Origin of the sequence: Dactylosporangium sp. CA-092794, from assembly GCF_050948465.1 — a bacterium.
GTDB lineage: Bacteria > Actinomycetota > Actinomycetes > Mycobacteriales > Micromonosporaceae > Dactylosporangium.
The window spans coordinates 11145882-11172294 of record NZ_CP192044.1; the positions used below are offsets into that span (position 1 = coordinate 11145882).

The 26413-nt window shown below is 69.1% G+C and carries 20 protein-coding genes and 5 pseudogenes; 12 read left to right on the plus strand and 13 right to left on the minus strand.

The genetic code is table 11. From position 1 onward, the window contains the following. Positions 1–77 precede the first annotated feature (77 nt). A pseudogene (locus tag ACQPXD_RS48110) lies at positions 78–887 on the plus strand (IS256 family transposase); the annotation flags it as partial. Here ACQPXD_RS48110 and ACQPXD_RS48115 read toward each other — a convergent pair. Further along, positions 864–2977, minus strand: a pseudogene (locus ACQPXD_RS48115) (ISAzo13 family transposase). The pseudogenes ACQPXD_RS48110 and ACQPXD_RS48115 sit on opposite strands and share 24 nt — an antisense overlap. A gap of 47 nt (positions 2978–3024) precedes the next feature. On the opposite strand from ACQPXD_RS48115, the pseudogene ACQPXD_RS48120 reads away from it, so the two are divergent. Beyond that, positions 3025–3507 (plus strand): annotated as a pseudogene (locus tag ACQPXD_RS48120) (transposase); the annotation flags it as partial. A gap of 832 nt (positions 3508–4339) precedes the next feature. Here ACQPXD_RS48120 and ACQPXD_RS48125 read toward each other — a convergent pair. Further along, a complete protein-coding gene (locus ACQPXD_RS48125; protein WP_432830517.1) occupies positions 4340–4471 on the minus strand; it encodes a hypothetical protein in 132 nt (43 codons plus the stop codon). A gap of 42 nt (positions 4472–4513) precedes the next feature. On the opposite strand from ACQPXD_RS48125, the gene ACQPXD_RS48130 reads away from it, so the two are divergent. From ACQPXD_RS48130 to ACQPXD_RS48140, 3 genes are all read left to right on the plus strand, one after another. Then, positions 4514–5527 carry a hypothetical protein gene (locus ACQPXD_RS48130; protein WP_432830519.1) on the plus strand — a complete coding sequence of 338 codons (1014 nt, stop codon included), beginning with the start codon at positions 4514–4516 and terminating at the stop codon, positions 5525–5527. 370 nt (positions 5528–5897) lie between these two features. Continuing rightward, positions 5898–6854 (plus strand): DUF4238 domain-containing protein, encoded by a 957-nt coding sequence (locus ACQPXD_RS48135; protein WP_432844222.1) that lies wholly within the window; start codon positions 5898–5900, stop codon positions 6852–6854. 78 nt (positions 6855–6932) lie between these two features. Continuing rightward, positions 6933–7520, plus strand: coding sequence for a GIY-YIG nuclease family protein (locus tag ACQPXD_RS48140; protein ID WP_432830521.1), 588 nt, complete (start codon positions 6933–6935; stop codon positions 7518–7520). A 36-nt stretch (positions 7521–7556) separates the two neighbouring features. On the opposite strand, the pseudogene ACQPXD_RS48145 reads toward ACQPXD_RS48140, so the two are convergent. From ACQPXD_RS48145 to ACQPXD_RS48165, 5 genes and pseudogenes are all read right to left on the minus strand, one after another. After that, positions 7557–9782, minus strand: a pseudogene (locus ACQPXD_RS48145) (Tn3 family transposase); the annotation flags it as partial. A 327-nt stretch (positions 9783–10109) separates the two neighbouring features. Continuing rightward, positions 10110–10571, minus strand: a pseudogene (locus tag ACQPXD_RS48150) (DUF4158 domain-containing protein); the annotation flags it as partial. Between the two features lie 21 nt (positions 10572–10592). Continuing rightward, positions 10593–11129 carry a hypothetical protein gene (locus ACQPXD_RS48155; RefSeq protein ID WP_432830523.1) on the minus strand — a complete coding sequence of 179 codons (537 nt, stop codon included), beginning with the start codon at positions 11127–11129 and terminating at the stop codon, positions 10593–10595. After that, entirely contained in the window at positions 11126–11356 is a 231-nt protein-coding gene (locus ACQPXD_RS48160; protein ID WP_432830525.1) for a hypothetical protein, read from the minus strand. Before ACQPXD_RS48160 ends, ACQPXD_RS48155 begins: the two co-directional genes overlap by 4 nt. Positions 11357–11450: 94 nt before the next feature. Then, positions 11451–12038, minus strand: a complete 588-nt coding sequence (locus tag ACQPXD_RS48165) for a hypothetical protein (RefSeq protein WP_432830527.1) — start codon at positions 12036–12038, stop codon at positions 11451–11453. Positions 12039–12430: 392 nt separating this feature from the next. Between ACQPXD_RS48165 and ACQPXD_RS48170 the strand changes: the two genes are divergently transcribed. Both ACQPXD_RS48170 and ACQPXD_RS48175 read left to right on the plus strand, forming a co-directional pair. Continuing rightward, complete coding sequence (locus tag ACQPXD_RS48170; protein ID WP_432830529.1) at positions 12431–13162, plus strand: hypothetical protein; 732 nt, start codon at positions 12431–12433, stop codon at positions 13160–13162. A 246-nt stretch (positions 13163–13408) separates the two neighbouring features. Beyond that, positions 13409–13651: a hypothetical protein gene (locus tag ACQPXD_RS48175; protein WP_432830531.1), complete on the plus strand. Its 243-nt coding sequence runs from the start codon at positions 13409–13411 to the stop codon at positions 13649–13651. A gap of 401 nt (positions 13652–14052) precedes the next feature. Here ACQPXD_RS48175 and ACQPXD_RS48180 read toward each other — a convergent pair whose 3' ends face one another. The 3 genes from ACQPXD_RS48180 to ACQPXD_RS48190 all read right to left on the minus strand — a co-directional run bounded on the left by ACQPXD_RS48180 (position 14053) and on the right by ACQPXD_RS48190 (position 20419). Then, complete coding sequence (locus ACQPXD_RS48180) at positions 14053–14619, minus strand: recombinase family protein (protein WP_432830533.1); 567 nt, start codon at positions 14617–14619, stop codon at positions 14053–14055. Between the two features lie 147 nt (positions 14620–14766). Then, positions 14767–17352, minus strand: coding sequence for a tetratricopeptide repeat protein (locus ACQPXD_RS48185; protein WP_432830535.1), 2586 nt, complete (start codon positions 17350–17352; stop codon positions 14767–14769). Positions 17353–17440: 88 nt separating this feature from the next. Continuing rightward, the gene (locus ACQPXD_RS48190) at positions 17441–20419 is read right to left on the minus strand and encodes a Tn3 family transposase (protein ID WP_432830537.1); all 2979 of its coding nucleotides are present in this window, start codon (positions 20417–20419) and stop codon (positions 17441–17443) included. 317 nt (positions 20420–20736) lie between these two features. Here ACQPXD_RS48190 and ACQPXD_RS48195 point away from each other — a divergent pair, with 317 nt between their 5' ends. After that, positions 20737–22197 carry a tetratricopeptide repeat protein gene (locus ACQPXD_RS48195; protein ID WP_432844224.1) on the plus strand — a complete coding sequence of 487 codons (1461 nt, stop codon included), beginning with the start codon at positions 20737–20739 and terminating at the stop codon, positions 22195–22197. Between the two features lie 284 nt (positions 22198–22481). On the opposite strand, the gene ACQPXD_RS48200 is transcribed toward ACQPXD_RS48195, so the two are convergent. Continuing rightward, entirely contained in the window at positions 22482–22631 is a 150-nt protein-coding gene (locus tag ACQPXD_RS48200; RefSeq protein ID WP_432830539.1) for a hypothetical protein, read from the minus strand. A gap of 109 nt (positions 22632–22740) precedes the next feature. Next, entirely contained in the window at positions 22741–23928 is a 1188-nt protein-coding gene (locus ACQPXD_RS48205) for a hypothetical protein (RefSeq protein ID WP_432830541.1), read from the minus strand. Between the two features lie 139 nt (positions 23929–24067). On the opposite strand from ACQPXD_RS48205, the gene ACQPXD_RS48210 reads away from it, so the two are divergent. Beyond that, complete coding sequence (locus ACQPXD_RS48210; RefSeq protein ID WP_432830543.1) at positions 24068–24244, plus strand: hypothetical protein; 177 nt, start codon at positions 24068–24070, stop codon at positions 24242–24244. Positions 24245–24347: 103 nt separating this feature from the next. Here ACQPXD_RS48210 and ACQPXD_RS48215 read toward each other — a convergent pair whose 3' ends face one another. Then, positions 24348–24524 carry a hypothetical protein gene (locus ACQPXD_RS48215; RefSeq protein WP_432830545.1) on the minus strand — a complete coding sequence of 59 codons (177 nt, stop codon included), beginning with the start codon at positions 24522–24524 and terminating at the stop codon, positions 24348–24350. 65 nt (positions 24525–24589) lie between these two features. Between ACQPXD_RS48215 and ACQPXD_RS48220 the strand changes: the two genes are divergently transcribed. The 3 genes from ACQPXD_RS48220 (at position 24590) to ACQPXD_RS48230 (ending at position 26259) form a co-directional block, all read left to right on the plus strand. Beyond that, positions 24590–24751 (plus strand): hypothetical protein, encoded by a 162-nt coding sequence (locus ACQPXD_RS48220; protein ID WP_432830547.1) that lies wholly within the window; start codon positions 24590–24592, stop codon positions 24749–24751. 491 nt (positions 24752–25242) lie between these two features. Beyond that, positions 25243–25572, plus strand: a complete 330-nt coding sequence (locus tag ACQPXD_RS48225) for a hypothetical protein (protein ID WP_432830549.1) — start codon at positions 25243–25245, stop codon at positions 25570–25572. Between the two features lie 3 nt (positions 25573–25575). Continuing rightward, positions 25576–26259 carry a helix-turn-helix domain-containing protein gene (locus tag ACQPXD_RS48230; RefSeq protein ID WP_432830551.1) on the plus strand — a complete coding sequence of 228 codons (684 nt, stop codon included), beginning with the start codon at positions 25576–25578 and terminating at the stop codon, positions 26257–26259. Positions 26260–26413: the final 154 nt, after the last annotated feature.

Here is a 26413-nt window from a genome sequence, read left to right on the forward strand (position 1 = left end):
TGAGTGGAGATGCCGGAATGGGAACAGCCACCGCTTGATCCTTCGAACTGACCAAAGATCGAAGGAGAGACCAAGCGATGGCCGCACCTGTGAGTGTGGACGGTGCCGCGTTCCTGCGCGAGCACATCGAGTCCGCGTCACCCGATCTGTTGCGCACGATGGTGAAGACGTTCGCCGAGGCGCTGATGTCCGCTGAGACCGACGCGCTGTGCGGCGCACCCTACGGCGAGCGCAGCGACGAGCGGGTCAACTCCCGCAACGGCTACCGGGCCCGGGACTGGGACACCCGCGCCGGCACGGTGGAGCTGGCGATCCCGAAGCTGCGCCACGGCTCGTACTTCCCGGACTGGCTGCTGCAGCACCGCCGCCGCGCCGAACAGGCCCTCGTCTCCGTGGTGGCGACCGCCTACCTGCTGGGCGTGTCGACCCGGCGGGTGGAGAAGCTCGTCGAGCAGCTCGGCGTCACGTCGCTGTCCAAGAGCCAGGTGTCGGAGATGGCCGCGCATCTGGATGGGCAGGTCGAGGCGTTCCGCAACCGGCCGCTCGACTCGGGCCACTACACCTTCGTGTGGTTGGACGCCCTCGTGATCAAGGTGCGGGAGCACGGCCGCACCGTCAACGTCCACGCCCTGGTCGCGGTCGGGGTCAACGCAGACGGCCAACGCGAGGTCCTGGGCCTGGACGTCGCCAGCGACGAGGACGGCGCCGGCTGGCTGGCGTTCCTGCGCTCCCTGACCGCCCGCGGGCTGTCCGGCGTGCGCCTGGTGGTCTCCGACGCCCACCGGGGCCTGGTCTCGGCGATCGGCGCCGCGCTGCCCGGCGCCGGCTGGCAGCGCTGCCGCACCCACTGGACCTGTAAAGAATCAACTGGCTGGTGTCGATGCATTGAGGGTGTTGGTGGTCAGGGATTCGAGCAGTGTGGCTGCGGTGGTGAATCGTGGTGCGCCGGGTGTGGCGGTGTAGCCGTCCTGGGCGAGGATCGAGCCGACCTCGCGGACGACATTGCCGATGGTGCGTCGGCTGACGGCGAACAGGTCGGCCAGGACGTCTTGGGTGCAGACGCGGCGCTGGTAGAGCACGGTGGCCAGGACACGTTCGGCGTCGGTGATCTTCTGGGTGAAGACGCCGCCGCGGGCTCCGGGCAGGCGTTCGCCGCCGCGGCGGCGGTGCCGGTGGCGTTCGGTCCGAGCGGCCTGCAGGTGCGCGACGCGCTGGGTCATGGCGGCGAGGTCGGCCGGGGAGATGCCGGTCAGCGCGGGGTGGGTGAGCAGGCTGGGAACGCTGGAGCGGACGGGGTTGTCGTCGTTGCTGGACACGAAGGCGGTCAGTGCGGTCGCGGTGGTGAACCGCAGGGTGGCCGGTGGGATCGCGTGGCCGCGCTCGGTGAGCAGCTGGCGGGTCTCGGCGATGATCTGGCCGACCGTGTTCGTGTTGACGCCCAGCAGGTCCGACAGCACGTTCTGGCTGCAGACCTGACGAAGGTAGACGACTGTTACGAGGACTCGGTCGGCGTCGGTGAGCAGGCTGCGGCTGCCCGCGCCGGGGGCGCGGCGGCGTTGCCCGCCGCGTTGTTCGTAGCGGCGTTGCGCTGTCTGGGCGGCCTGGGCGGGGGCGAGCAGCACGGCAAGCTGGGTGAGGTCGGCTGGTGGCATGCCGGTGAGCCGCTCGTCGGTGAGGACCTGCAGGGCTGCTTGCCGAGTGTGGGCACGTTGATCGACGGTGGCGGCCGGTGGGGCGGTGCCGGTGGGGTGCACGGTGTAGTTCCAGATGCCGCGTTGCGTGTGGGCCAGGATGGGCAGCGATTGGAACTGGTCGCGGGTGACCGACAGCCCGAGCGGGTAGCTGCGGGTGTCCAGTTCGGCGTGTACCCGCAGTCCGGTGCGGGTGCGGGTCGAGGCGATGGTCGCCACGACAACCTCGTGGCTGGTCAACGGCCGGCCCCGCCAGTTCATCGTGATCTGGGAGAACAGCCGGTGCTCGATCTTGTTCCATTTCGACGTGCCCGGCGGGAAGTGACAGACCGTGATCGTCAGACCGGTGTCCGACGCCAGCGCGGCCAGTTCGGCCTTCCAGAGCCGGTAGCGGTGGTTGTTGGACCCGCCGGCATCGGCGGTGATCAGCAGCTTGGTCGCGCCCGGATAGTCGGCGGCTCCTCGGGCCTGCCACCACCGCCGGATGGAGGCCACGGCGAAGGCCGAGGTGTCGTGATCGACCCCGACGTTGACCCACCCGCTGTCCGCCGTCAGGTCGTAGATGCCATACGGGATGGCCTGCTGCGTGTCGGGGCCGGTGGTGAAGAAGCTGTGGTCCTCGACCCGGACCGGATCACCTTTCGGGCGCCATTCACGGCCCGCAGCCGGCAGCTGCCCGAGTTGTTCCTTCTTCTTCGCGTCAACGCTGATGACCGGGGCTCCAGCGGCCTGATGGGCCTTGACCTGTTCGTTGATGTACTGAAACTGCACGTCGCGGTCGGGATGCTGTTCGCCTTCCAGTGTCTTGGTGGTGCCTTGCAGGCTGAAGCCGTGAGCCCGCAACAGCCGGCCCACCGTGGGCGCGGACACCGGATGCCCCTGCCTGGTCAGTTCCCCGGCCAGGTGCCGCAGCGACTTGGTCGTCCAGCGCAGCGGCGACATCGGATCCCCACGTTCGTCCGGTTCCACCAACGCCAGCAGCGCAGCGACCAGCTCACCGTCGTGCTCCGTGACGCGTTTGCGGCCGCCGCCCGGCCGCCGGACCCGCCCGGCCGCCGGACCCGCCCGGCCGGCAGTGGATCGTCACCGGCTTCCAGCTCTGCCACGCCTCGACGCACGGTGCTCGTGCTGACGCCTGCCGCGCTCGCGACCGCCCGGACCCCACCATGGCCGAGCAGACGGGCCTCGGTCGCGAGCGCCAGCCGCTGCTGACGCTCGTTCAGATGCGGCAGCAACACCTCGAACCTCGTAGAGAGCTGGCTCCGGACCGCACCGTGAATGCGCATAGCAGATGATCGAACGCTCCGACGAAAAAGACCAAGTTGATTCTTTACAGGTCCACTACCTGCGCAACCTGCTCGCGAAAGTCCCCAAGTCCGCGCAGCCATGGGTCGCCACCCTCGTGCGCACCGTCTTCGACCAGCCCGACGCCGACGCCGTGCACGCCCAGTACACCCGGGTCGTGACCGCGATCGCCGAACGGTTCCCCGCCGCGGCCGAACACCTCGACGACGCCCGCGGCGACCTCCTCGCGTTCACCACGTTCCCGCGTGAGGTCTGGCGCCAGATCTGGTCCAACAACCCCCAGGAACGGCTCAACAAGGAGATCCGCCGCCGCACCGACGTCGTCGGGATCTTCCCCAACCGCGCCGCCATCATCCGCCTCGTCGGCGCCGTCCTCGCCGAACAGACCGACGAATGGACCGAAGGCCGCCGCTACGTGGGCCTGGACATCCCCGGCAAAGCCCGCACCACCGTAATCACGAACGAGGGAACCGACACCGAACCAACCACGGCCGAACTCGCCGCGGCATAACATTCAAACAACTGGATCAGCGCTGGCCGTTCCTACACCACCAGCGCGGACGTGGCCGGTCGGGGGTAGAGCGGGCACGTGGAGCCGTTCCCGGCATGAGTGCGGGTCCAGCCGTCACCGGTAAGCGACATGTGCGCGGGTGCACGCTCATCAAGCAGATGAGTGCGTCGTGGTCGACACGGTGACGGTGCTATGCGGGCACCGGCAACTGGCCAGCCGTCACCACACGAGGCCCGCTCGGACCACCAACCTGCAACCGCCTTTGGCAGCTCGAACACGAGGTCAACCCGTGCATCGGCCCAGCTCAACGCATGCAACTGCACGGCCAAGCCGTGCAGGTTTGTCTCTAGCCGGGGGCACCAAAAGAACTGCGCCGCACCGTCAGGCGTGTTGATCATCGAAGCCACGTATCCGCTACCTGCTTCCCGTACCGAACGGCAGCGGCCTGAACAGCCAAAATGGTGTACGCATGCGCGGCGATGCCCGACCTCAGGTTAGGCATCGCCGCACTGCGACATCGTCGGCATCGGCCGCTGCTGTGGGTCATTCACCGATCCCGCTCAAGCGGTGTCGTCCGCCGATACGGCGAGTCGTGCGGTCCAGTGCTCCTCGGCCGGGGCCGAGTTTCCACACGGCGGTCGCGACCGCCCAGGGCGGGCATGAACAGGCCGATGATGGCGTATCCGCCTAGTCGAGGGGGATGTCGGCAGTGGCGGCGAGGGGGCAGTGGCGATGCCGGCTTGGTCGGCGAGGACGCCGATGATCAGCGCCACCGCGCGGTGGAGATCGACCCTTCCGGACCGGCGCCTTGGGCCCGAGCCTGGCGATGAGTTCAGCGGACGAAGCTGATGATGACTCCGGCGAGCGCGGCGGTCGCGGTGAGCAGAGCAGTCAGCTCGGTAATGAGGCGTCGCATCCGTTGGATTTTGTTGATGAGTCGAGTGAGGCGCGCGTTGGGTTCCATGCCCACAGATGTTGTTGCATCTAATACGGATACGCTTAACCGATGCAAGAGGGGGACCTTGAGGCGTACGTCTGTGGAGAGTTGCGGTCCAGGAACTTTCCGGCGGTGTGGTCGATGCTGCTGTATGGGCAGTACGTCGAGGAGGTCATGGTTGGCGGCCAGGACCCGGATTGGTTGGTCGAGCGGGCTCGGGAGATCCGGTCGCTCCTGACGGCACGGCCGGTGGACACGTTAGCCGCATCGGTTGCCAACGTGGACGGGCCGGACGTTGGTGAGGAGCGGATGTGGGCGCTGTCCCAGCTCGTAGCCCGCGACGCCGCCGAGGATCCAGACGTGGTGAGGTTCCGGGCAGCCTATCTTCCGGGCGGTCTCATCGCGCGGTCCGAGGTCGAGGACTGGTTGAACAACCAGGCGGATCGAGACGGCGAGCGGACATCGGACGTATCATTCACGATCCCACCTGGAACAGCGGTGGAGTGGGACGGCCCGGTGCCGCGGTTCGACCCGCCAATCGCCGCTGTGACGACCGGCGTCCACTTCTCGAGCCGCCTCCTGGCCTACGCGCTGCCGGGCGATAGGGGTGTCCGTCGTCGAACGGTGACGGCCAACGGCGGGCTGGATCAGTTGGGCCAACTCAGTATGACCTTGGCCACCACCTTCAGCTGGCAAGCGGCGCAGGCGACGGTGTTCGTCCTGACAGGCGTACCGCCGATGATCGCGGCGGTGCGGACAACGGTTCCGGTGGTGAAGGTTCGGTACGAGTCCGAGCTGGACTGGGCACGGCGGATTGTCTTGGATGTCGACCCGGGCGCGAGCTCGCGGGAGGTGGTTTCTGCGTTCGAACGCGCTCGCGCCGAGTACCACCACGCGGGCCGGCGACGGACGACGGTGAAACATCTGCGGTTGGCGGCGTTTGCCGGGGCCGAGCACGCAGACAAGCCCTGGGCGGAACGATTCCGGCTCTGGAACGAACGCTTTCCAGACTGGGCATACCCCCAGCAGTCGAACTTTCGCCGGGATGCGGCTGCCGCCGAGCGGCGCCTACTGTCGCCCTGATGTGCGGCGGTGCCAGACATCGCACCGCCCTCCGAGCGACGATGGTGCAAATCCATCGCGGACAATAGCTCCGACTCAACGTCGTCTCGATCGAGGTTGAGCAGATCAAGCGTGCTGGGCGCGATGGCCAGATCGAAGTCGCCTGTGAGGCGACTAAGCACGCCTTCGGCGGTGGCGTACCAGGAAGCCGACACTGTGGGCACGTTGGTGTCGCGGGAGGATGCCTATCCCTGTGACAGGGTCCGTCCCGCCAGTAGTGAGCCACCGCGATGATCCACACATGGACCGCAGGTCATGGCGCTGTCGACGGCCATCCGGTTACATCGCAAATGTGTTTTGACGATGATGCGACCATAGATGTGTGAGCGCCATGGACCCCCTCGATCCGAGTACCCTAGCCCTTCATATTGAAGAGCTCCGAGCCGAAGCAGACGACAACGTCGAAGAGCAACATGTTCTTTCGAAGGTGGTTTCCAAGCAGTTCACCAACAATAACCGGCTCCTCCATGCGGTGAGCGTCACCGATCGCGATGCGAAGGTCCTCGTGAAGGGCCCGCGTGGGGTGGGTAAAGTGCCCAACTTCGTGCCGCGGGCGTCGCGATCGGCCGAGGCACTGTGGGGTAAGACCGAGACCCTCATACCGCGGGTTATTAAGCTCTGCGAACAGGACCGCCTGCACGCCGATCCCGATGCGCTCGGGGTCGTCCGGGATATTGTGGCGCTGCACTACGTTCGAAGTCGCAGCCTGTGGACCGTCCACAAGCGCGGCTATGAGCAGGTCCGGGCGGAAGTGCGGCGACGGGCCCCGAACACGCCGGGGTATGAGCAAGGATTTCGTAGCCAGTTTGGCCGGTCGCCACGCGGCGACGAAGACCATGACTTGTATTTTGATAGGGTGTTAGTTCGGAAGAGGGACGCGGACTTCCACAGCGGCCTGATGTTCCGGGCGAGTGTGGAGCGAATGTTTAGGCGATGTCGTCAGTGGATGGCCGATAAGCCGGTGCAACTGCTGCATCCAGCGGAGGGAATGTTCCTCATCGGTGATTCGCCGGTGGTTTCCTTGGACCGCTTCGGCCGACTGGGCCCAGAGGAAGGCGTGGCGATCGGCGACGCAATCCGGGTGTTTATGCCGCTCACCCCTCGGTCGTTGATCGCGTTCGGCCCCTCAGCGGTCGGCGTGGTGCCCGTCGAGGTCGTGGAGGAGTTGAACGCATTCCAGGTTCGGGCGGCCAGCGAGTATGTCTTCGTGCACCCCGCCAGTGGTCTCGAAGACTTCGTACGGACCGTACGGTTCGGTGCAGAGCATCTGACGTCAACCGATTCGTGACTATAGGCGCCGGGCTGCCGAAATTGATCGAGTCTATGCGACGTGAGCCAACGCGCCGGGACGCCTAGCATGGTCTCGATGACCACTCTCGAAACGCCACCTGCTGACGTCCCAACCGACCGAGCCCGGGTCGAGGAGGCCCTGCGGCTGCTCTCCGGCGTACCGGTCGGACTCGGTGTCGCCGTCAAGCGACTCAGCCGTGGCGGCGGTGTCTACGCCTGGTGGGCCGCTCCTTCGATCTTTCCCGACCTCCCCGGGCCGCCGAATGAGAGCGCCCCGTCGCTACGGCTGCTGTATCTCGGACGGGCGACCAGCCTGCGGGGCAGGATCCTGCGCAACCATCTGCGGCGTTCGGGCAGCTCGACGCTGCGCCGTACATTGGCCGGGCTTCTTGTGTCCGAGGGCTACCGGACAACCTGGACCGATCGTGTTGTCCTGGTCCCTGAGGATGAGGCGCGGCTGACCGCCTGGATGTACGCGCACCTGCGCTTGACCTGGGCGGAGGACGCGGAGCCGGCAACCATCGAGGCCGAACTTCTCCGGCGTGTGCGCCCGCCGCTCAACGTACACGGCGTCGACCCCGAGCACATCCAGGCGGCCGTGGTCGCCGCCAAGAACTCATACAACACCAGCAGCCGCCCGGTCGAGCCCTCGCAAACTCCGTAACCGGTTGCCCGCACGCGTGCGGGTACCGTGCGCACTCATGTTGATGTGCGCGTACGCCAGCGGAGACAGCCGGGCGGCGTCCTCGTCGCGTACCGGGTAGCCCTGCCCGCGGAGCACATTGACGGCCAGGTCGATGTATCGCGAATTCCACAGCACCACGGCGTTGAGGACCAAGCCGAGCGCGCCGAGCTGGTCTTCCTGCCCGGCCCGGTAGGGCTGCATGATGTCGCCGCGGTGTCCGTGCAAGATCTTACGGGCCAGGGCGTGGCGGGACTCGCCGATGTTCAGCTGCCGGGTGACGGTGCGCCGGTACGTCTCGTCGACCGGGTCGACCATCGCCAGCAGGTGCAGCGTCTTCGGGATACGGCCGTACTCGGCCAGAGCCTGCCCCAGCGGGGTCGGGTACCCGTCGCGGGTCAACATGCGGAGCAGGTCGTATGCGCGGACCTGGTTGGTGATCAGGGAGCCGGCCACCCGCAGCATGTCCGGCCAGTGCGTGACGATCCGGTCCAGGTTGACCCGGTTGCGGGCGATCGCGTTCAGCGGCCCGTAATCCCCGGCTGGCTGCCCGGGCACGTCCGCACGCCAGAACCCGGTACCCCCGAGGTCGGCGATACGTGGGGAGAACCGGTAGCCCAGCAGCCGGAACAAGCCGAACACGATGTCGGAGTACGAGGCGGTGTCGGTGGCCACCATCTCCGGCTTCGGCCCGGCGTCGAGGTTGAGCAGGGTGTCCAGGATGTAGAGGCTGTCGCGCACGGTGCCGGTGACGATGATCGCGCCGAGCCCGGCAAACCGATCGTTGACCGCATTCAGCCAGGTGATGCCCCGCTTGTAGCCGAAGAACCTCGGGCTGGGTCCGGCCTGGATGGTCTGCACCGGCACCCGGAACCGCAGCCCGTCGACGGAGGCGACCAGACCGCCGCCCCACAGCTCGGTGATACCGATGCGGGCCTGGTAGTCCACTAGGCGGGCGTTGGCGGCGGCATGCGTGTCGGCGCGCACATTAGTTCTGGTCCACATGGGAGAGCCGGTCGCGGGACAGCGCCGGGTCGCCCGGGCGGGTCACCGGGACCAGGCCGACGTTGCAGGCGTCGGCGACCAGCAGCGCCGCCACACTGACCGGCAGCAGGTCCATGCTGGTAGCCAGCCCGCCGACGTGGGTGTAGGCGTCAAGCATCCCGGTCCAGGAGTGCACGTCCATCAGCAGCTCAGACAGGTCGACGATCGGCAGCATCGCCGCGACCCGCTTGCGCATGTCGACCAGCGACAGCGGGTCGCCCAGCTTCTCCAGCCGCTGCACCGACAACCGCATCCGCCCCCGTCGCCTGGTACCACCCGCACGCTGGCGGCCGGCCCGGCCTCCTCGATGCGCTGCGCGAGCTGCCGCCAGGCCGCGTCCAGCGCGGTGGCGGACTCCGCGAGGTGCTGCTCGACCGGCGCGGTCAGGCCGAGACCGGCCAGCACGTCCTCCCGGACCGCGGACCAGTCCGGGCCGTCCAGCAGCCGGGCCCGCGGGTCTGTCCAGCGCAGCGACGGCTCGGCGAAGATGTCCCGGCGGCGCACCGCCGCGTGTAGCTGGGTGAGCAGGCACATCACGTACGCGTCGCGGTCGGCGGCGCCGTCCAGCGCCGGGTTGTCCAGTACCGCGCGGCGCCACATCGGCGGGACCAGCATCATGTTCAGGTCGGCCGCGGTCAGCGGTTTGCGGCTGACTTGGCGGCGCAGCAGGGTGGGCAGGCCACCGCGGATCTCGGTCAGCAGCGCCACCCCGGCCGGGGCGGCGTGCAGTGGCAGCGTCTCGGCCAGCAGCCGGACGAAGGGGCGGACCACGCCGTACCGCGCGGCGATGGCCTGCCGGTTGTCCGCCCCCCACGAATCTTCGTCGGGTACCAGCTCCGCCACGGTGGCCACCGCGCCGGCGACCTGATCCCGTGGTCCGGCCACGCGCTCGACCGCGGCCCACACCTGCGCGAGGTCGACCGGCCCGGACGCGGCGTCCAGTAACTCCAGCACGGTGCGGGTCACCGCGACCAGCGTCGCGGACGCCTTCTCCAGCCGGGGCATCGCCGCCAGCCTCGCCTTGTCCGTGGCCCGCCGGGCCGGGCTGATCAGTCGGGTGGCCATCAGCGAGTCGAACAGGTCCAGCGCGTCGTCAACCGCGGCGGCCTCCAACTGCCGCACGGTGGCCAGCAGCGTGGCCGTCTTGCGCGGCTCGGTCAGGTTCTTCAGCAGCGGCGCCTTGCCAGCCATGCCGTAGCGGGCCAGGGCCGCCATGCGGTTGGCCGGCACCGCCTGGACCTGCGCGGCGCCGGCGCCAACACCGAGCACCTCGTCGACCCGGCCCAGGGCCTGACTCATCGCCAGGCCGGAGTCCCGCCGCGGGGCTTTGCGCAGCCGCTCCAGCTCGGAGAACCGCTTGCCCTCCGGCACTTCTAGCAGGTCGCGCAGCCGCAGCGGCAACTCCACGTCAGCGCCGGCCGCCGCCTCCGCGAGGGTGCGGTACATGCGCTGGTCGGTCTCCTCCCGCACCGTGGCCACCAGCCGGGCCAGCACGCTGACCCCGGGCAGCAGCACCCGCTCGCGGCGCAGCCACGCCTTGGCCTGCTCGAACATCGCCACCGCACCCTCGGCGTGGATCCAGGCCCGGGCGGACATGAACTCCACCAGCGGCTCGTGCACTCCCGGGTCGGCGAAGTCGCGGTACCTGTACGCGGCGCGGATCTCCCACGAGTGCTCGTACGCCGTCGGCTTCCGCTCGGTGTACCTCTTGATCACCGAGGGGTCCGCGATGTCCAGCTGGCTGGCGACGTACTCCACCGCCGACCACGGCACCTCCGGCGGATCCTCCGTCAGAAAGTGGCCCAGGTACCGCACCGTTCCGATTTGGAGCCCGAACCCCAGACGGTTGTGCTCTCCGCGCTTGTTCGCGATCAGGTCCAGCGCGGTGCCGTCGAGCAGGAAGAAGCCCTCCAGCTCGGACCGGGTGAGGTCGCCAACGAACCGCTCGTACGCGGCGGCCTGATCATCAGACAGGAACTCGACGGGCACAGCCGGACACCGTACGTGCCCTCACCGCGCGGCCGCTGCCCCGTCCGCAAGATCATCCTTAGCGTTAATTCCTGTACGGATTTTCCTCAGCCCCGGGGTCCGTTCGGGGGTGGTGACATCCACCTGCAGCACGGCGACGTCGGGCCAGTGCAGCGCGGTGTGCAGCTGCGCGGCGGCGGCCGCGCGATCGTCGGCGGCCTGGGCCTGGGCCCGGCGCAGCAGCAGCACGCTGCGGCACGCCGGGCACAGCGGCCGACCGTCCAGGTCGACCGGCAGCAGCCGCTGGCACCACGCCGCGCAGTCGGCGCACACCCGGCTGCGGGTGGCCCGGGCCGCCGCGGCGGCGAGCTGCCCGGCCGACGCCCCGGTCGGCGGGCACCGGCGGGCGTCGAACAGCGTCACGGTCGTGTCGTGATCCGACCAGTCCCGGGTGTGCACGAGCGCCGCCCGGGCGGCCGGATCCGGCTTCCGCGGGAACTCCAGCTCGCCGAGCAGCGTCGCGCTGAGCAGGTGCGACGGGACGTCCCGCCACGAGGCGTAGGAGTCGAGCCCGGTCATCCGCGCCGCCTCGGCCGCCGGCTGCCCGGCAGCGCGCGGCCCTGGACGGCGGGCACCCGGACCGGACCGGCCGGTGGCGCCGCGGCCGGCGCGTAGTCGGCCATCTTGATCACCGCGTACTGGTGCACGAACTCGCCGCGGTCTTTGCGCCCGCCCACCAGGACCTCGATGCCGCCGGCACGCAGCACCTCGAGGAACGCCTGCGCCTCGGCCAGGTCGCCCTGCACCCGAATCTCCAACGTGCCCGCACCGAGACGGCATAAGCTCGATATGTCAAATAGAAATACCAGGTCAGAGCCACTTTAGACGGTGGTTAGGCTGTTACCTTTTCGCCTCGGCCAAGGCGCGGCTGATTGCTTCACGCAGCACCTTGCCGGTGGTCTGGATGCCCTTGACCAGCTGGTCCCGGGCGGCCAGGTCGGCGTGGCTGGGTCCCGCGCCGGCCCAGCGAGTGCCGTGGTTGTGCAGCTGGCCTCGCCAGTGGTCGCCGTGCTGGTCGTACCACTTCTGCAGCGCGGCGACGGCTGGCGCCGACGTCCAGTGGCAGGCCCGGGCCAGGGTTTCGCCGAGCGCGTCGGGAAGGTAGAGGTTGACCCTCGCCTCGAACGCCTCGTCATGGGTGCCCCACGGCCGGCCGCGGCGGGTCGGGGGCACCGGCCGCCACCGCCTGGCGCTCCAGCCGCGCTCGTCGAGCAACTGCCGCAGGGCGGGCAGGACGACCGCGGTTCGGGTACCACGCAGCTCGCCGGCGGCGCGCAGCTGCTCATGGCGGGCCTGCAGCGCATCCGCCAGCTGCGCGCGCTCGGCTGCGGTCAGGCCCAGGGCGTCCGCCCTGTCGGCGAGAGCCTGCCGTTCGGCCTTCCACCACGTCCGCTCGGCGTCGAGCTCGACCTCGACGACCGCGGCCAACCGGTCTGCCTGATTCCGGGTACAGCGAACATTGAACAGACGCATATCAGCACCTTATCGGCTCTGCCAATGGTGGTTAGGTAGCGACCTATCCATCACAACGAGCGGAGCTACGTCCGCGGTCACGGGTAGTTGCCGAGGACATCCTGCTGCAGCTGCCGCCGGTCCCAGACGGTGCTGGTGAGGTGGCCGCCGCAGCGCGCATCACCGCCGAGAACGACGACCACAACCGCCGGCACCGCCGCTGAGCTGAGCTCGCGAGCCGGCTCCCTCGCCCGTGTCGTGCCGTCCTGGCGGGGCCGACGGCCAGGCAGGTTCCCGGCGAGTGCTGCTCGCGGCCGCTCAGCATGAGCACGGCGTGTCGGCGGCGCCCGACCGGTACCTTGACCGCCGTGCAGCCTGATCCCACATTCCTGCCGCCGCATCCGGTGCCGATGGCGTCGGTCGTGCCAGTGCCGAAGCCGCTGCTGCGTCCGGTCGAACACCCAGACATGTCCGGGCTGCTGACGCACTTCTGCCACCGCTCCAGCTCGCAGACGGGAATCCCTCAGCACGTCGCGGCGATGTCCGCGCAGGAGCGGCTCGCCTCGATTCTGTGGAGTGGCCAGTTGTGGGCCTTCACGACGCACTCGGGCGGTGACCCGGCGGTCTGCCTGACCGAGGCCACCCTCAACGGCCTGGGCTTCCTGATCACGCGCCGGCAGTATCAGCCGTGGGGCCTGGTCTTCGACCGGCAGAAGGTGTATGAGGCCGGCGGCGGTCCGGTGTGGTACGTCCGCGGCGACGAGTACTACGAGCTGCGGCAGACCTGCAGCACCCGCGCGCAGGCCAGGATGGTCCGGCTGGACACCGGATCGTCGGACTGGCTCGAGGAGCGCGAGTGGCGCATCCCGATCGCGCCGCTGCCCGGCCCGTACCAGGCCGCTGTGCCCCTGGCCAGCCTCGGCGTCGTGGCCGTCCTCGTCGGCGACCATGCCTGGGCCGCGACCCGGCACGACTGGGCCGTCTCGCCGGTCACCGGCCGCACGGAGTACCTGCCGGTCGTCCCCGCGGCGCTCAGCGGGATCCCCAGATGGTGGTGGAGCTCCGCGCACAACCAGTTCTTCGCGCTGCAGCCGTACTGAGGCACGGCCTGTTCATGGCGGCGGACCACCCGTGCGGACGCCCGCAAGCATGCCGGGTCGAACGGGGGTGCGACACGCGCGCGAAGGTCGGCAAAGAAGTCGGCGCGACATGAGACCGTCAGTGACGGCTCCATCGCTGTGCAGCGTGTCCCCGCGTCGCGAACCCGTCCTCCGGTAGCGCGGCCGCCTATCGGACCGTGCGCCTGGAACACGTCCAGGCGACGTCCGGGGCGGGAAGGGGGTGCGGTGACGCACCACAGCGGACGGGGCCGGCACCAGCCGGGACGGCATCGAGCCGGCCCGGAGCACGACCCGATGCACCGAGGACCGTCACACCGCGGCCGCGACGAGCGGCTGTACACGGTGGGCCTGCAGGTCATCAGCGCGCTCGTCGAGGCGCTGATGCACCACGAGGACCCCATCACGTGGATGGTGGCCCTCGTGCGCATCGGCTGGTCAGCGACGTGGTTCTTCAGGCGACGCCGTTGACCGTGTAGGAGACGGGGTCGGTCGTGCGGTCAAACGCGCGGCCGGCCCCGGCTGTTTTACCCGTTACCGGGTAACCCGTTGCCCTAGTGACTGGCACCACGGTAGCGGACCCGTCGGCCAAGATGTCGCAGACTTTCCGTGCGCTGGTTCCACTGGTTCCACGGATTTCCCACTTGACCCGGTCGGTACGACCGGGTCAAGTGGACGCCCGGGCGCAACGCCGCTACCAGCAGCATCGGCCCCCCACCGGCATCGCCTCCGCCCAGCTTCGCCGCGGCCGCCGGCGCGCGGTGCATCGACGACCGCAACAGGGCCGGGGGCCATCCACGCCGCCGGCGCCGACACGGGGCGCGGGTAAGGAAGCTGTCAGGAAGTGCCAGGTAGCCACCCGATGTGGTGTCTCAGCCTGCCGCCGGCACCGTGGTCTGGATGTTGCGATAGATCGTCATCGGGGTGACGCCGCAGGAGGCGGCGATTTCGGCCATGGTGAACTGGCGCGAGTCGTACATCCGTTGCGCCTTGCCGATCAGGGCCGGGGTCATCTTCGGCTTACGGCCGCCGCTGCGGCCACGGGCGCGAGCGGCGGCCACGGTCCGTTCCTTGATCAGGGAGGCTTCGTACTCGGCCATGAGGGCGAACATGCCGAAGACGAGCTTGCCGTGGGCGGTGGTGGTGTCGACGATGCCGTTGGTCAGCGACTTGACGCCGACGTTGCGGGCTTCGAGGGCGGTGACGATGTCGACCAGGTCGCGCAGGTTACGGCCGAGTCGGTCGATCTTCCAGATGATCAGGGTGTCGCCGGGGCGTAGGTCGGCGAGGCAGGCATTCCATTGCGGGCGGTCGGCTTTGGTGCCGGTCGCGTTGTCGGTGTAGATCTTGAGGCAGCCCTCGGCGGCGAGGGCATCGAGCTGAAGTTGCGGGTCCTGGTCGGCGGTGGAGACCCGGGCGTACCCGATCTTGTGGCCCATAGACCGGGAGCCTATCGCAACCCAACATCATCGCCGTGTTGTGTGATGTTGAAAATGTGATGGCGAATGTGAGAGCCGGGCAGGGCGATGACCTGCGGTCGCCGAGATTCATGATCGTTCTGGTTGAGGTCTATCGCAGACGACCGTTTATGAGGGAGTTACTCGCCGGGTCCAGTAGGCCAGGTTGTGCCGGGTGTCCAGGGTGTCGGGGTGCTCGGCACCCAGGACCCGCTCGCGTATCGGGAGCAGGGCGGCGAACTGGTCGCGGGCGGCCACCGCATCACCCGCGTTCCCGGTCGCCCGTGCCAGGTTGTGCCGGGTGGCCAGGGTGTCGGGGTGCTCAGCACCCAGGACCCGCTCGCGTATCGAGAGCAGGGCGGCGAACTGGTCGCGGGCGGCCACCGCATCACCCGCGTTCCCGGTCTCCCGTGCCAGGTTGTGCCGGGTGGCCAGGGTGTCGGGGTGCTCAGCACCCAGGACCCGCTCGCGTATCGAGAGCAGGGCGGCGAACTGGTCCCGGGCGGCCACCGCATCACCCGCGTTCCCGGTCGCCCAGGCCAGGTTGTGCCGGGTGGCCAGGGTCTCGGGGTGCTCAGCACCCAGAATCCGCTCGTACAGCGGGAGCAGGGCGGCGAACTGGTCCCGGGCGGCCACCGCATCACCCGCGTTCCCGGTCTCCCGTGCCAGGTTGTGCCGGGTGGCCAGGGTGTTGGGGTGCTCGGCACCGGGCACCTGCTCGAACAGCTGGAGCAGGGCGGCGAACTGGTCGCGGGCGGCCACCGCATCACCCGCGTTCCCGGTCTCCCGTGCCAGGTTGTGCCGGGTGGCCAGGGTGTCGGGGTGCTCAGCACCCAGAATCCGCTCGCGTATCGAGAGCAGGGCGGCGTACTGGTCGCGGGCGGCCACCGCATCACCCGCGTTCCCCGTCCAGCTGGCCAGTGTGTGCCGGGTGGACAGGGTGTCGGGGTGTTCGGCACCCAGGACCCGCTCGCGTATCGGGAGCAGGGCGGCGTACTGGTCGCGGGCGGCCACCGCATCACCCGCCCGTCCGGTAAACAGAGCAACGTCGTGGCGCGCTTGGAGGACCGCCGGATGCTCAGCGCCGAGAACCCGCTGAACGGTGTCCAGGATCGTGGTGGCTTGGGTCAAGGCGGCGGTGTACAGGCCGGTTTCTGCCAGGTATCGGGCCGCCCGGAGCGCCGCGGTTGCCGCCTGGACCGTCATCTGAGCGTTGGAATTGGACTGCGCGGAAACAAGGGCCATCAGATGAAAGCAGTGCGGACTGAGGGCGCGCCAGCGCGGCCAGGTGGTCGGGTCACGGGGTGGGCCCGCATCTGCCGTGGCCCGCTCCAGCAAACCTGTGGCGAGAGTGAGGGACGCCGCCGTGTCTCCGGAGACTTCGAGGTGATGTCGGCTGGTGTCCCGGATCAGTAGATGTAACCGCAGCGTGGCCATCGTTGGTGTGCTGGTCGGGTCGGCACCGTCGGTGGAGGTGTTGTCAAGATCGAGTAGTCCCAGCGTGCTGAGGGCGTGAAGGAGCCCGTGCAGGCGGGCGGCGTCGATCTGAGCGAACAGCGGCGAGGCCGCGAACATCATAGGGTGGAGGATGAGCGGGTAAGGGATCGGCGCATCGGCCAGCAGGGATAGCAGCCGCAGCAGCGGACGGGCCTGCGCCAGGCCGCGTTCGTCAAGCAGATCCAGGGACAGTTCCCATGTGCGGGCAATGACGGCGCGGGCCTGGTTCGGGCTCAGCGTGCCACCAGGGTCGATGAACACGGCGCTGGCGCCGTCGACGTCGAGCGCGGCCTGGTAGGCGGCGAAGGTGCCGATCGAGCCGGGCAGTGGCGGCCAACTGTCGGCGATGTAACGTCCGGCCAACCCGAGAGCGAGAGGGAGCCCGCCCAGCCGGGTGGCAAGAGCCGCAGCCTGGGCCGCAGTGCCGGCACGGGACCCGGCGTGGCTGAGGAGGACCTGGGCACCGTCCACGGTGGACAGTGTCCCGACGTGCCGCAGCTGGCACCACGCGCCCCACGTCCGCGGATCACCGTCGCGGGTGGTCACGACGATCGCACCGCGGCGGGTGCTGAACGGGCGGATCCAGCCGCGCTGCGCCGCGACGGTTTCTCCGTCGGGGGCGAGCATTCGTGGGTCGTCGGCGTTGTCGATGACCAGCAGCCACCGGCCCGGACATTCCATAAGGCGACGCCACAGCACGTCGGGGGCGTTGTCGGCCCAGTCTCGGTCGAGTTCCTGCGCTGTGGCACCCAGCCGGGTGGTCACCTGCCGCAACCCGGTCCGCAGGTCTGTCGCGTCGGCGGCGGATACCCACCACACGATGACGCCGGCCTTCTGAAGCCTGTGTGCGGCCTGCAGAGCCACGGTGGTCTTTCCGGATCCGCCCATCCCGTGCAGCACATGGATCCGGAGCCGATGACGTGCCCGCCAGCGGTACAGGTCGGTCAGCTCGGCGATGAGCGCGTCCCGCCCGTGAACGTCCTGCGCCGCCATCGCGTATGGAATATCCAGTGACGCCATTCCTGCCGGAGGTGGCGGTCCACCAGTCGACCCCATCGACGCGGCGAGCGCCGCACGTCGCTCGTAACGAACCTGAACCATCGGGCCGACGACGGACACCAGGAGCGAGGCGATACCCACCCACAGGCTGGCCGCGCTGCTGAGCTGATCCCGGGTTGGCAGGTCGGCCTCGGCGTAGTCGGTGAGTCCGCCGAGCACCGCCGGCCCCAACCAGTACCAGCCCAGCGCGAGGACCCCGAGGCACGCCAGCGCGGTCCATGGCCAACGCCGTCGGCGTCCGCGTGGGTCACGCATCGGCACCTGCCGACACCGCAACGGCCAAACCGAGGCGCCGGCTCATGTCGAGTCGGATCTCGCCGTAGGGCAGCACGTGCTGCCAGAACAACGGGGTCAGCCCTCGACGGTCCGGTCCGGTCAGCAGCGCCGCCCGGTCGTCGTCGACGAGGACGTCCTGCAGCATCAGGGTGTTGACGTAGACCAGGGCCGCCTGCAAGATGCGCAGGCACAACATGGTCATTTCCTGTTCCTCGCGGCGGTTGGTGGCCAACTCGCCGCCCTTGCCGCAGCACAGGACCGCGTTGGCTCGGTTCCACGACTCGACCACGTTCAACCCGCTGTTGATCTCTCGTTGCAGCTCGCGGCTGCGGAGGAAGCGGGCCGTGAAGATGCTCTTCTGCGCCCGCCCGACCTCCAGCATCGCCGCATAAGTCGGGTGCGACGCGGTGCGGGTGAAGCGGCGCAGGATCGCCTCGGTGGAGGCGGTGCCGACCCGGATCGCCGTGGCGTACTTGACCATCTGGTCGTACTGCTGAGCGATCAGGTCCCAGCGGATCGGACGGGTCAACGCCGGCTGCAGGCGTGGATAGGTGTCCGGTTCGCCGCTCGCCGGCCGGTATAGGCGCACCTTGTTGATCTGCTTGATCCGAGGGAGCAGGTCGAAGCCGAAGTGTCGGGTGATGCCGAACCCGATCTCGGACTGGCCATGGGAATCGACGTAGTTCCCGGCCACGCTCATCGACGTTCCGTGCCGGATCGCCCCCTCGACCATCGCGTGGACCTCGGATGCCGAGCAGGACAGCAGTTGCGAGTGCACCACCACCGACCCACGTTCGACGTGCCAGTAGATGAGCACGCCGCGGCCTCCGTATCGGGAATGCCACTCCGTGAATATGTTCTGGTCGAAGGCCCGGAAATGGGTGGAGTCCGACGCCACCGCGGTGGAGCCCTCACCCCAGATCGTCTGGGTGCGAGCGGCGAACGTGGCGTTGGCGATCTGCACGGCGATGGCCCGGGCCGCGTCGGGGGTCAGGTAGCGGCGACGCACGTAGCGGATGTCGTCCTCGCTGTGGCCGTGTTCGCCGGCGGCGACCGCCCGGATGCCGGTGTTGGTGCCGTAGCCGTAGATCGCCAGCATGAGCCGCTCGGCCAGGTCCTCGGCACCGATCGCGGACCGCCCAGCGACCGAGGTGACCACGGTGAGGCAGCCGGTGCGCAGCACCGCCTCCTTCAGCATGTCGATCAGCGGGACGGTGCCCCACCGCCGGTGGACCTCGGCCTTGATCTGGCGTAGGTTCCGCGGCTCCGGGTCGGGGTCCAGCGGGGTGAGCCGGATCGCGCCGGCCTTGCGTTCGGCGATGTCCACCCACCCCAGCCGGGGCAACTCGGCGTCCAGTGCGGCCAGCTCGGCGCGCATCTCCGTCTGGAGGGCGGTGATGAACTCGCTCGGGTCGAGCGGCTTTCGCAGCCGGGCGTAGTGCTCGATCCGGCGTTCGTCGAAGTCGCGGGGCAGGTCCTCGTCGGGGTTGCGCCGCTTCTCCGCCCCGTCGACCCAAATCTCCTTACACCGCAGCTGGTCGCACAACGCTTGGAAGGTGGCCACCTCGTAGGCCATCCGCACCGTACGCCGCCGGCCCCGGTTGTCCACAGCGCCGACCAGGTCAGCCCAGTCCCCACCAGTGCTGCGATGCACTGGCGGGCGTTCCGCGAGCGGGTAGTACCTCAGGTTTCCCGCCGTGGTGTACCGGCCGACCAGTTCCAGGGCATCCAGGACCGGCCGATGGGTGCTGTTGCCGCTGCGAAAGGCCAGAACCTGTACCAGTCGGATCAGGCCGCGCCGGTAGTGGTTGGTGTAGGACGCCTTCAACGTGGTCCGCACGATCCGCCGGTACACCGGGCCTTTGGTCTTGTACTCATAGACCAGGTCCCGCAGGGTCGCCTCCCCACCCCGCACCGCGGGGAACACCACCTGCCGTACCGGGTCGTCCGGCGCGGCCAATGCCGCCTCGGCCACCGCGAACAGGATGTTCTCCTTGCCGGTCACCCGTTTGAACGCGTTGACCAACTCCTCGGTTACCCGCTTCTCCGCCCGCGCCCCGATCCGGTGCACCGTGGAGATCAGCAGCTCCACCAGGGCGTCGGTGATCTCCCGCTGCCGGGCCTGCAGCAACGCCGCCAGCAGCGTCACCGTCTTGGCCCGGTTCGGGTGCGCCCACAGATGCGACGGGGACTCCACCGCCGCCTGCCCCCGCCACCCGGCCACCACGTTCGGCGCGATCCCGGCGAACACGTCCGCCGGGATCGCCACCTCCCGCACGGCGAGCAACTTGTTGATCTCGGTCAGCATCGACTCCAGGCTGACGTTGCCCGGCACCGACCGGATCAGCGCCAACACCCCGGCCGCATCGTCACCACCGGCGCTGTCACGGCCTGCGGCCGGTGCCACCAGATCCAGCAGCCGCGCCACGACCGGTGCGCCCAACCTGCCCGCAACCTGGGCGAACAACGCCTCCTCGGCCTGCCGCAGCGCCGAGGCCACGATCCGTTCCACCCGCGTCCGTTCCGGCGGTTCGATCCGCTCGGCGTGGCAGTACGCCAACAACTCCAGCCGGACCTGCTCCACCCGCCGCTCGGCGTGCGCGACGCTGCCCGCCAGCCAGAACGTCAGCTTCTCCGCGTCCGCGACCGAACATTCCCGAAAGCCCAGCACCCGGCGCAACTCCACCCGATGCCGCTTGATCTGCCGCCCATCCCAGTCGTACAGACCCAGCTCCGCCGCCGAGACCCCCACCTGCCGCGCAACATGATCTACCGCGTTGTCCGGCAACTCCGCCCGCCCGCGTGGAAAGCGACCCCGCCAGATCAGGAACTTCATCAACAAGGCGAACCCGAGCCTTGTCGGCCCCGACTTGTTCCGCAGCAGCTTCAGATCCTCGTCAACAAGCGTGAAATGCTCCACCAACTCGTCGAACTCCAACGGACGGGCCAACCCGGCTCCCACGCCTCGGCAGGCCCCCGCCCCCGCGCCACCATGACGAGGCGAAGCCTCCCGCGAACCACCCCTCGGGTCAAGTCCGGATTACTGACAGCTACCTGGCACCTGGTGGCGGACTCCTTACCGGCACCCCGACACCCGCCAGCACTCGCCACCTGCGGTGGTGGACCAGATGGCGGGAACCCGACGGGGCGCCGCTGCTCGGCGGGGACAAGGTCACCGTGGTCAGCGCCGCCCCGCCGGACCAGGACACGCAACGGGCGACGTGAGATCAGCACCGGGTCGCGAACCTCGACTGGGATGACTACTGGATCTTCACCGACAAGCGTTTTGGCCTGGCTGAAGGTGACCGGCCCCTGCTGCGCTTCCTTGTCGAGATGCTGCACCCGGATGTGCGACATGACCTGGGCGAGGTGCATGACCTGCTCGCGTTCTTCAACATCGACTTAGCCGTGGACGGCTACGAGATCGTCCAGGTCGACGCGATCAGCGGCGCCCCGATCTTCGACTGGCAGCGCATCGGCCAGGGCGTGCGCGGCACGATGAAGAACCTGATCTTCGCGGCGGTCGGGCCCAAGCCCGAGATCGTGCTCGCCGACGCGGTCAACAACGACCTGCGCATCGTGCGCCACGAGGAGCACTGCCTCGTCTACGACCGGCCGCTCAGTGCGGACGGGCTGACCTGGCGCGACCTCACCACCTGGTGGGCAGCCCGCGACGGGACCATGGAGGCACCGACGGTCGAGGTTGAGCGCAGCCTCTATCGAAGGCTGCAGCAGTCCCTCGACGGCAATGGCGCCGAGCTGCGGGTGCTCAGCGCGTACGCCGAGCGCTACGTCCGCCTCGGCCCGGACATTCCCGCGCTGATCCCGCAGGTGTACCTGCACTACGACCCGTACAACCGAAGCCGCCACCCGGCGCCAGCGCGCGTGCTGCATCCCCGGCGGATGGACTTTCTCCTGCTGCTGCCACACCGCGTCCGCGTGGTGATCGAGTGCGACGGCAAGCAGCACTACGCCCACGACGACGGCCGTGTGGCCCCCGACCGGTACGCCGCCTACGCCACGGCCCTGCGCGCCAACACCACAGCCCTCCGGGACAACACCGGCGATCGGCTCCTCACCCCCGACGCACATGAGGTGCTGTTCACCGCAGCCACCAGCCTGGGCAACGCCGGCCTGGTAAGACCGGCCATCACCGCCTACCAGCAGCTGCTCACCGATTGCCTGCGGGTGCTCGGCCCCGACCACCCCGACACCCTGACTGCCCGCGGCAGCCTCGCCTCCCGGCGGGCCGAGGCTGGGGACTTGGCCGGCGCCATCGACGCCTACCAGCAGCTGCTCACCGATTACCTGCGGGCGCTCGGCCCCGACCACCCCGACACCCTGACTGCCCGCAACAACCTCGCCTACTGGCGGGCACAGGCCGGGGACCCGGTCGGCGCCGCCAGCGCCACCGAGGAACTGCTGGCCGACCGCCTGCGGGTGAACGGTCCCGACCACCCCCACACCCTGGTCACCCAAAACAACCTCGCCTACTGGCGGGGACAGGCCGGGGACCCAGCCGGCGCCGCCACCGCCTTCAAGCAGCTACTCATCGATTCCCTGCGGGTGCTCGGCCCCGACCACCCCCACACCCTGACCGGCCGCCACCACCTCGCCCACTGGCGGGGACAGGCCGGGGACCCAGCCGGCGCCGCGAGGGCCAGCGAAACACTCCAAGCTGTCAGCCGTGACACATCTGCTGACATCGAGATGACCGACGAGCACTAACAACGAGGTGGCGCCTCCCAGCGGCGCCTACCGTCACACCACACGGGCGCTAACATCAGGTCCAACCGCTGGCGAGGCTGACGCCACCGGGGCAGCACACCAAACACACCATGACGCGGTACCGCCGGCCGTTCCGGCGGATACAAACCATGGAGTTCCTGGTGTCACCTCACCTCTTGTGGCTGCCCTGGCTCTCACTTCTCGCCATTACAGTGTGCACCGTCGTCCCCGCCGCCGAGCGGCTCATTGCTCAACATCAGCGCTACCGAGCCGAACGAGTTTGGCTACGCACCTTCGAACGACTCGCGGCAGATCATCAGGCCAGTCTTGGCCAGGTCGCCGAGCTCGCGTTGGCGCTGCGTGCAGACCCCGGCCAGCGCTCGGCACAGGACCGCCATGGACGGGCCCACCGAGACGTGAGTGCTGACCGGCACGCCGCACCACGCCAGGTGAAGGCTGGGCGGGCGTACAGGGCGGGCGAAGCCCTGAGCGGGATGGCCCGGCCAGGCCCGCGTGGGTCCTGAGTGGGTGTGGTTGGGCGTGTCAGGATTCGGTGCGCCGACCCGGAACATCAGCCTCGCACTGCGCGGCCGGTGCGGCCGCGCCGGCAAGCTCGTGCAGGAACAGCGGCAGGATCTGGGGCAAGAGATCGAATTGGGCGTCGGGCACCAACTGGCGCAGGCGCTGCATCCCGGCCCCGAAGTCCAGCAACGTGATCGCGGTGGCGACCCGTGTGGCGGTGGACCAGCGGCGGTCGGTCAGCACGTCACGGACGAAGAAGCGAGGCAGGCCGATCGCGGCTGCGAGCATCCAGCGGACGGTGGCGTCGCCGAGCGCTCCACTGTCCAGCTCGGCCTCGACCGCGGCGCACTCGCCCAGCGCCCACGCGCGCATGTCGGCCGCCGCCCGCCACGCGGCGCGGAGTTGCTCGGGCGGGGCTCCGTCGATGACGCGTAGCAGGTGTTGCCGGACGTCACCGGCTGGGAGCAGACGCAGGCCGGTGTCGTCGGCGACATCAGCGGCGTCGCGGATGTCGCCCTCCGGGTACTCCATCCAGGACGCGATCGGGCTGGCCGCGCCGGGCGGCAGGACGGCCCGCACGTATGGGGCCATGGCCGGGCCGGTCAGTTCGGCCGCGCCGGCGAGCACGCCGGCGACGGCGAAGGTGGTCAACTCCTTGGCCATGACCGGCTCGGAGCCGGCGAGACCCCGGTCGTACTGCGCCAGGTCGGGCACGTTCCACGGCATGCCGTAGCCGGTGATCCGTGCGTCGATCCGGCGCATCCGGCGCGGGATGACGACTATGCCGGTCCGGCGGCCGGCGGCGGCGCGCTCGGCCAGGTCCCACGCCCGCTCGGCGCGCTCCTCCGCTCCGGCCGGGACGGGTGCACTCTGCTCGCCGGGCACGACGAGGCGGTGCACGGCGGCCCGCCAGGCCGCCCTGACCGTCGTGAGCGGGACGGGGAGCCCGTCGCCGAATGCCTTGAGCGCGAGATCGTGCGGGCGACGGCCCGGGCGGGCGTGCTGGACGAGCCAGACCACCAGGTCCAGCGCGTCGCGGTGTGCGGTCGATGTGGTGCCCCGGCCACGGCCGAGCGAGCGGATCAGGTTGGGCGGCACCAGCCCGGCCGCACGCCACCGCTCGAGCTTGGTGATGGTCGTGGGGGCGTTTCGGAGCCGGGCAGCGTCGAGTAGTTGCTCGTCAGCGCGGCTCGCAGGCTTGCGGGGCACCAGCCGACCGTATCGGGGACGACGGCATCGCGCCGTTACAGCCCCGCGATCTCGTGCAGATTCCTGGCTGCCCGTTCTGGTCCGCTTGCAGGAGCACCGCCCGGGCCCCTGGGCGAGCAGAAGGGAAAGGGACTCCGTCATGAAGCACGCGGACAAGTCGGCCCGCCGACCTGGCACCCGACGGTGGCTGACGGTCACCGGCGCGCTGACCGCGGCGGTACCTGCGGCCGTGATCGCCCTGCACAGCCCGGGCTGGGCGTTGGCGCTCGGCACGGCGGCGTCCGTCTTCGCCGCGATCGCCGGCGTCCGTCGGTGAGCTGGGATCTGGGCCCCGGGCTCGGCGCACTGACGTGCAGCTCGGTTGGGCTGGGCAGGGGATCAGCTCTTCATCGGGACGCCGGTCATTCACCCCGGGACGATCAGACTCCTCCGGTCCTCCACTGTGTGCAGCTGGCGCCACCGGCTTGCTGGGGGTCGACGTCGGTGAGGCGGTCGACACCTTCCAGGCCGTTGATGGAGAGGACCTCCGTGAGCTCCTCGGAGTAGATGAGGAAGTCGCCCTGCAGGCCGGCCGCTGGGAGGCTTCTGCGGGGCACGCCGCCATTTGGGGTGCTTCCGTGGCGCTCGTGCAGGGTGCCGCTTCGCGGGGCTGGAGCTGGAAATGTCGATGATCGTGATGACCGCCCAGACGATGTACCCGACAAGCACGAAGAGGAGCGTTTCGGCGGCGGCGCGCGTGCAGCCCGGCTCGTTGACCGCGGCCATCAAGCCGGGCTGCGCCGGCACGCTGTGCGGTGAGCCGGCTGCATGTCGTCCAACTTGAGGGGGACGGCAGAAGGGATCTTGCGGCAACAAGACGAGCTCCCTTCAACTTCCGGTCACGACTGCCTGCCGATCTTGATTCCTGACCGCTTCACATCCGGACCAACGGACTTCTTGCGCCAGGGCCGACCGGAGCCAGCCAGTCCATTACCGGGTTGTTCACGCCGCTTCGGAACACCTTCGTACATGGTCGGCCAAAGTCGGACTTCGCGACTGAACAAAATTTGTTGATCATAGCCTTGAGCTGCCAAAACATAGATGATCTAGCTTCACGATTGTTCATCCAGTTCATTGGAATCGCACACCTACGAACGTTCCAAAAAACAATTCTTATAAACGCTCGGATCGTTTCATGATAGGGTCTGAAATTCGTCAAAATAAGTAGCGAGGCCCTCTGGACTATTGACAGAAGGCTGCGGGATCGTTGGTTCACGTGCCCGCGCGCGCCGGACGGCAATCCGGCGTGAGCGGGCATACCGGACCAACGGACTCTTGGAGAACGTCATGGCTCTCTTCCCGCAGGAGGGGGCCGGCGAGCAGCCGGCTTCTTCCGCTCCCGCACCGGCGCCCGCTCCTGTCGACTTCGACCGGCCGGCGTCGCTGCTGCCGCCCGCGGCCACGACGCCGGATCACTCCTCGACCGCCACGCCGCGCGGCAACGGCCAGTCCACCGGGGCGCTCGCGCTGCGCCTGGGCTTCGCCGCGCTCGTCATCGTCAGCGCGCTTGCCTTGATGGCCATGGGCTTCGGGGAGGCCGCGATCATCACGGTCATCGTCGGCGCTGGCGGTGTTGCCGCCAGCGTGCTGCGACGCGTGAGCTGAGTCATGGGGCGCGCCAAGAAGCCCATCACGCGGCCGGGCCGGGTCGGTAATCTTGCCGGCCAGGTCCGGCTGCTGGTGGATGAGGCCGGCTTGACCCTGCGCGACTTGCGGGAGCGCACCGGGATGTCGCTGGGCACGTTGTCCAATGCGCAGGGCGGCGACGAGCTGCCGACTTGGAACGTATTGAGCAAGATCGTCACTGCTTGCGGTGGGGATCTTGCCGACTGGCGAACACGCTGGGAGAACGCCAGCGAGTTCTCCCGGTCTCCAGCCCCGGTCCGCGTCGGCAACACCGAGGTCCTCGCGCCGGCTTCGGCCATGACGCGGCGGGAGTGGCGGCAGATGGCACTGCGGGAGCTCAACGGGCCGCCACCGATACCGATCACGGCTCAGAATGCCGCCGACTTCAACGACTACATGCGGCGGTTGAAGATCTGGGCCGGCGACCCGCCGGTCCGGGAGTTGGCCTACCGTATGCAGCTCTCGTCGAGCACGGTAGGCGACCTGATGCGCAGGAGGGACAGGCTTCCATCGCTTGAGGCGCTCAGCGCGCTCTTGGCTGGCTGCGGCGTCGCCGACGACAACGTTGTCCGGGAGTGGCTGTTCGCTTGGCGCCGGATCAAGCTCAGCGACTACAAGGCCCCGCGCCAGCTGCGGCCGCGACATCGGCCCTCGCAGTCAGCCTGAACGGCGCTGCGAGGTGTGGCTGGCGGCGAGCAACGGTCCGGGCCTGGACGACACCGGCCGGGTGACGCGCCGGTGGGGCCGCTCGGGCCCGGCATGGGCCGATGACGCCGCCGTTGGGCGTGCGCTCACGCTCGACCTGCCGGGGGCGGCTCGA

Excerpts from the sequence above, each read along its gene's own strand:
- ACQPXD_RS48125 (WP_432830517.1), bottom strand. The coding sequence starts at position 4,471 with ATGGAACCCAACGCGCGCCTCACTCGACTCATCAACAAAATCCAACGG.
- ACQPXD_RS48130 (WP_432830519.1), top strand. The coding sequence starts at position 4,514 with ATGCAAGAGGGGGACCTTGAGGCGTACGTCTGTGGAGAGTTGCGGTCC.
- ACQPXD_RS48135 (WP_432844222.1), top strand. The coding sequence starts at position 5,898 with ATGGACCCCCTCGATCCGAGTACCCTAGCCCTTCATATTGAAGAGCTC.
- ACQPXD_RS48140 (WP_432830521.1), top strand. The coding sequence starts at position 6,933 with ATGACCACTCTCGAAACGCCACCTGCTGACGTCCCAACCGACCGAGCC.
- ACQPXD_RS48155 (WP_432830523.1), bottom strand. The coding sequence starts at position 11,129 with ATGACCGGGCTCGACTCCTACGCCTCGTGGCGGGACGTCCCGTCGCAC.
- ACQPXD_RS48180 (WP_432830533.1), bottom strand. The coding sequence starts at position 14,619 with ATGGGCCACAAGATCGGGTACGCCCGGGTCTCCACCGCCGACCAGGAC.
- ACQPXD_RS48210 (WP_432830543.1), top strand. The coding sequence starts at position 24,068 with ATGAAGCACGCGGACAAGTCGGCCCGCCGACCTGGCACCCGACGGTGG.
- ACQPXD_RS48220 (WP_432830547.1), top strand. The coding sequence starts at position 24,590 with ATGTCGATGATCGTGATGACCGCCCAGACGATGTACCCGACAAGCACG.
- ACQPXD_RS48230 (WP_432830551.1), top strand. The coding sequence starts at position 25,576 with ATGGGGCGCGCCAAGAAGCCCATCACGCGGCCGGGCCGGGTCGGTAAT.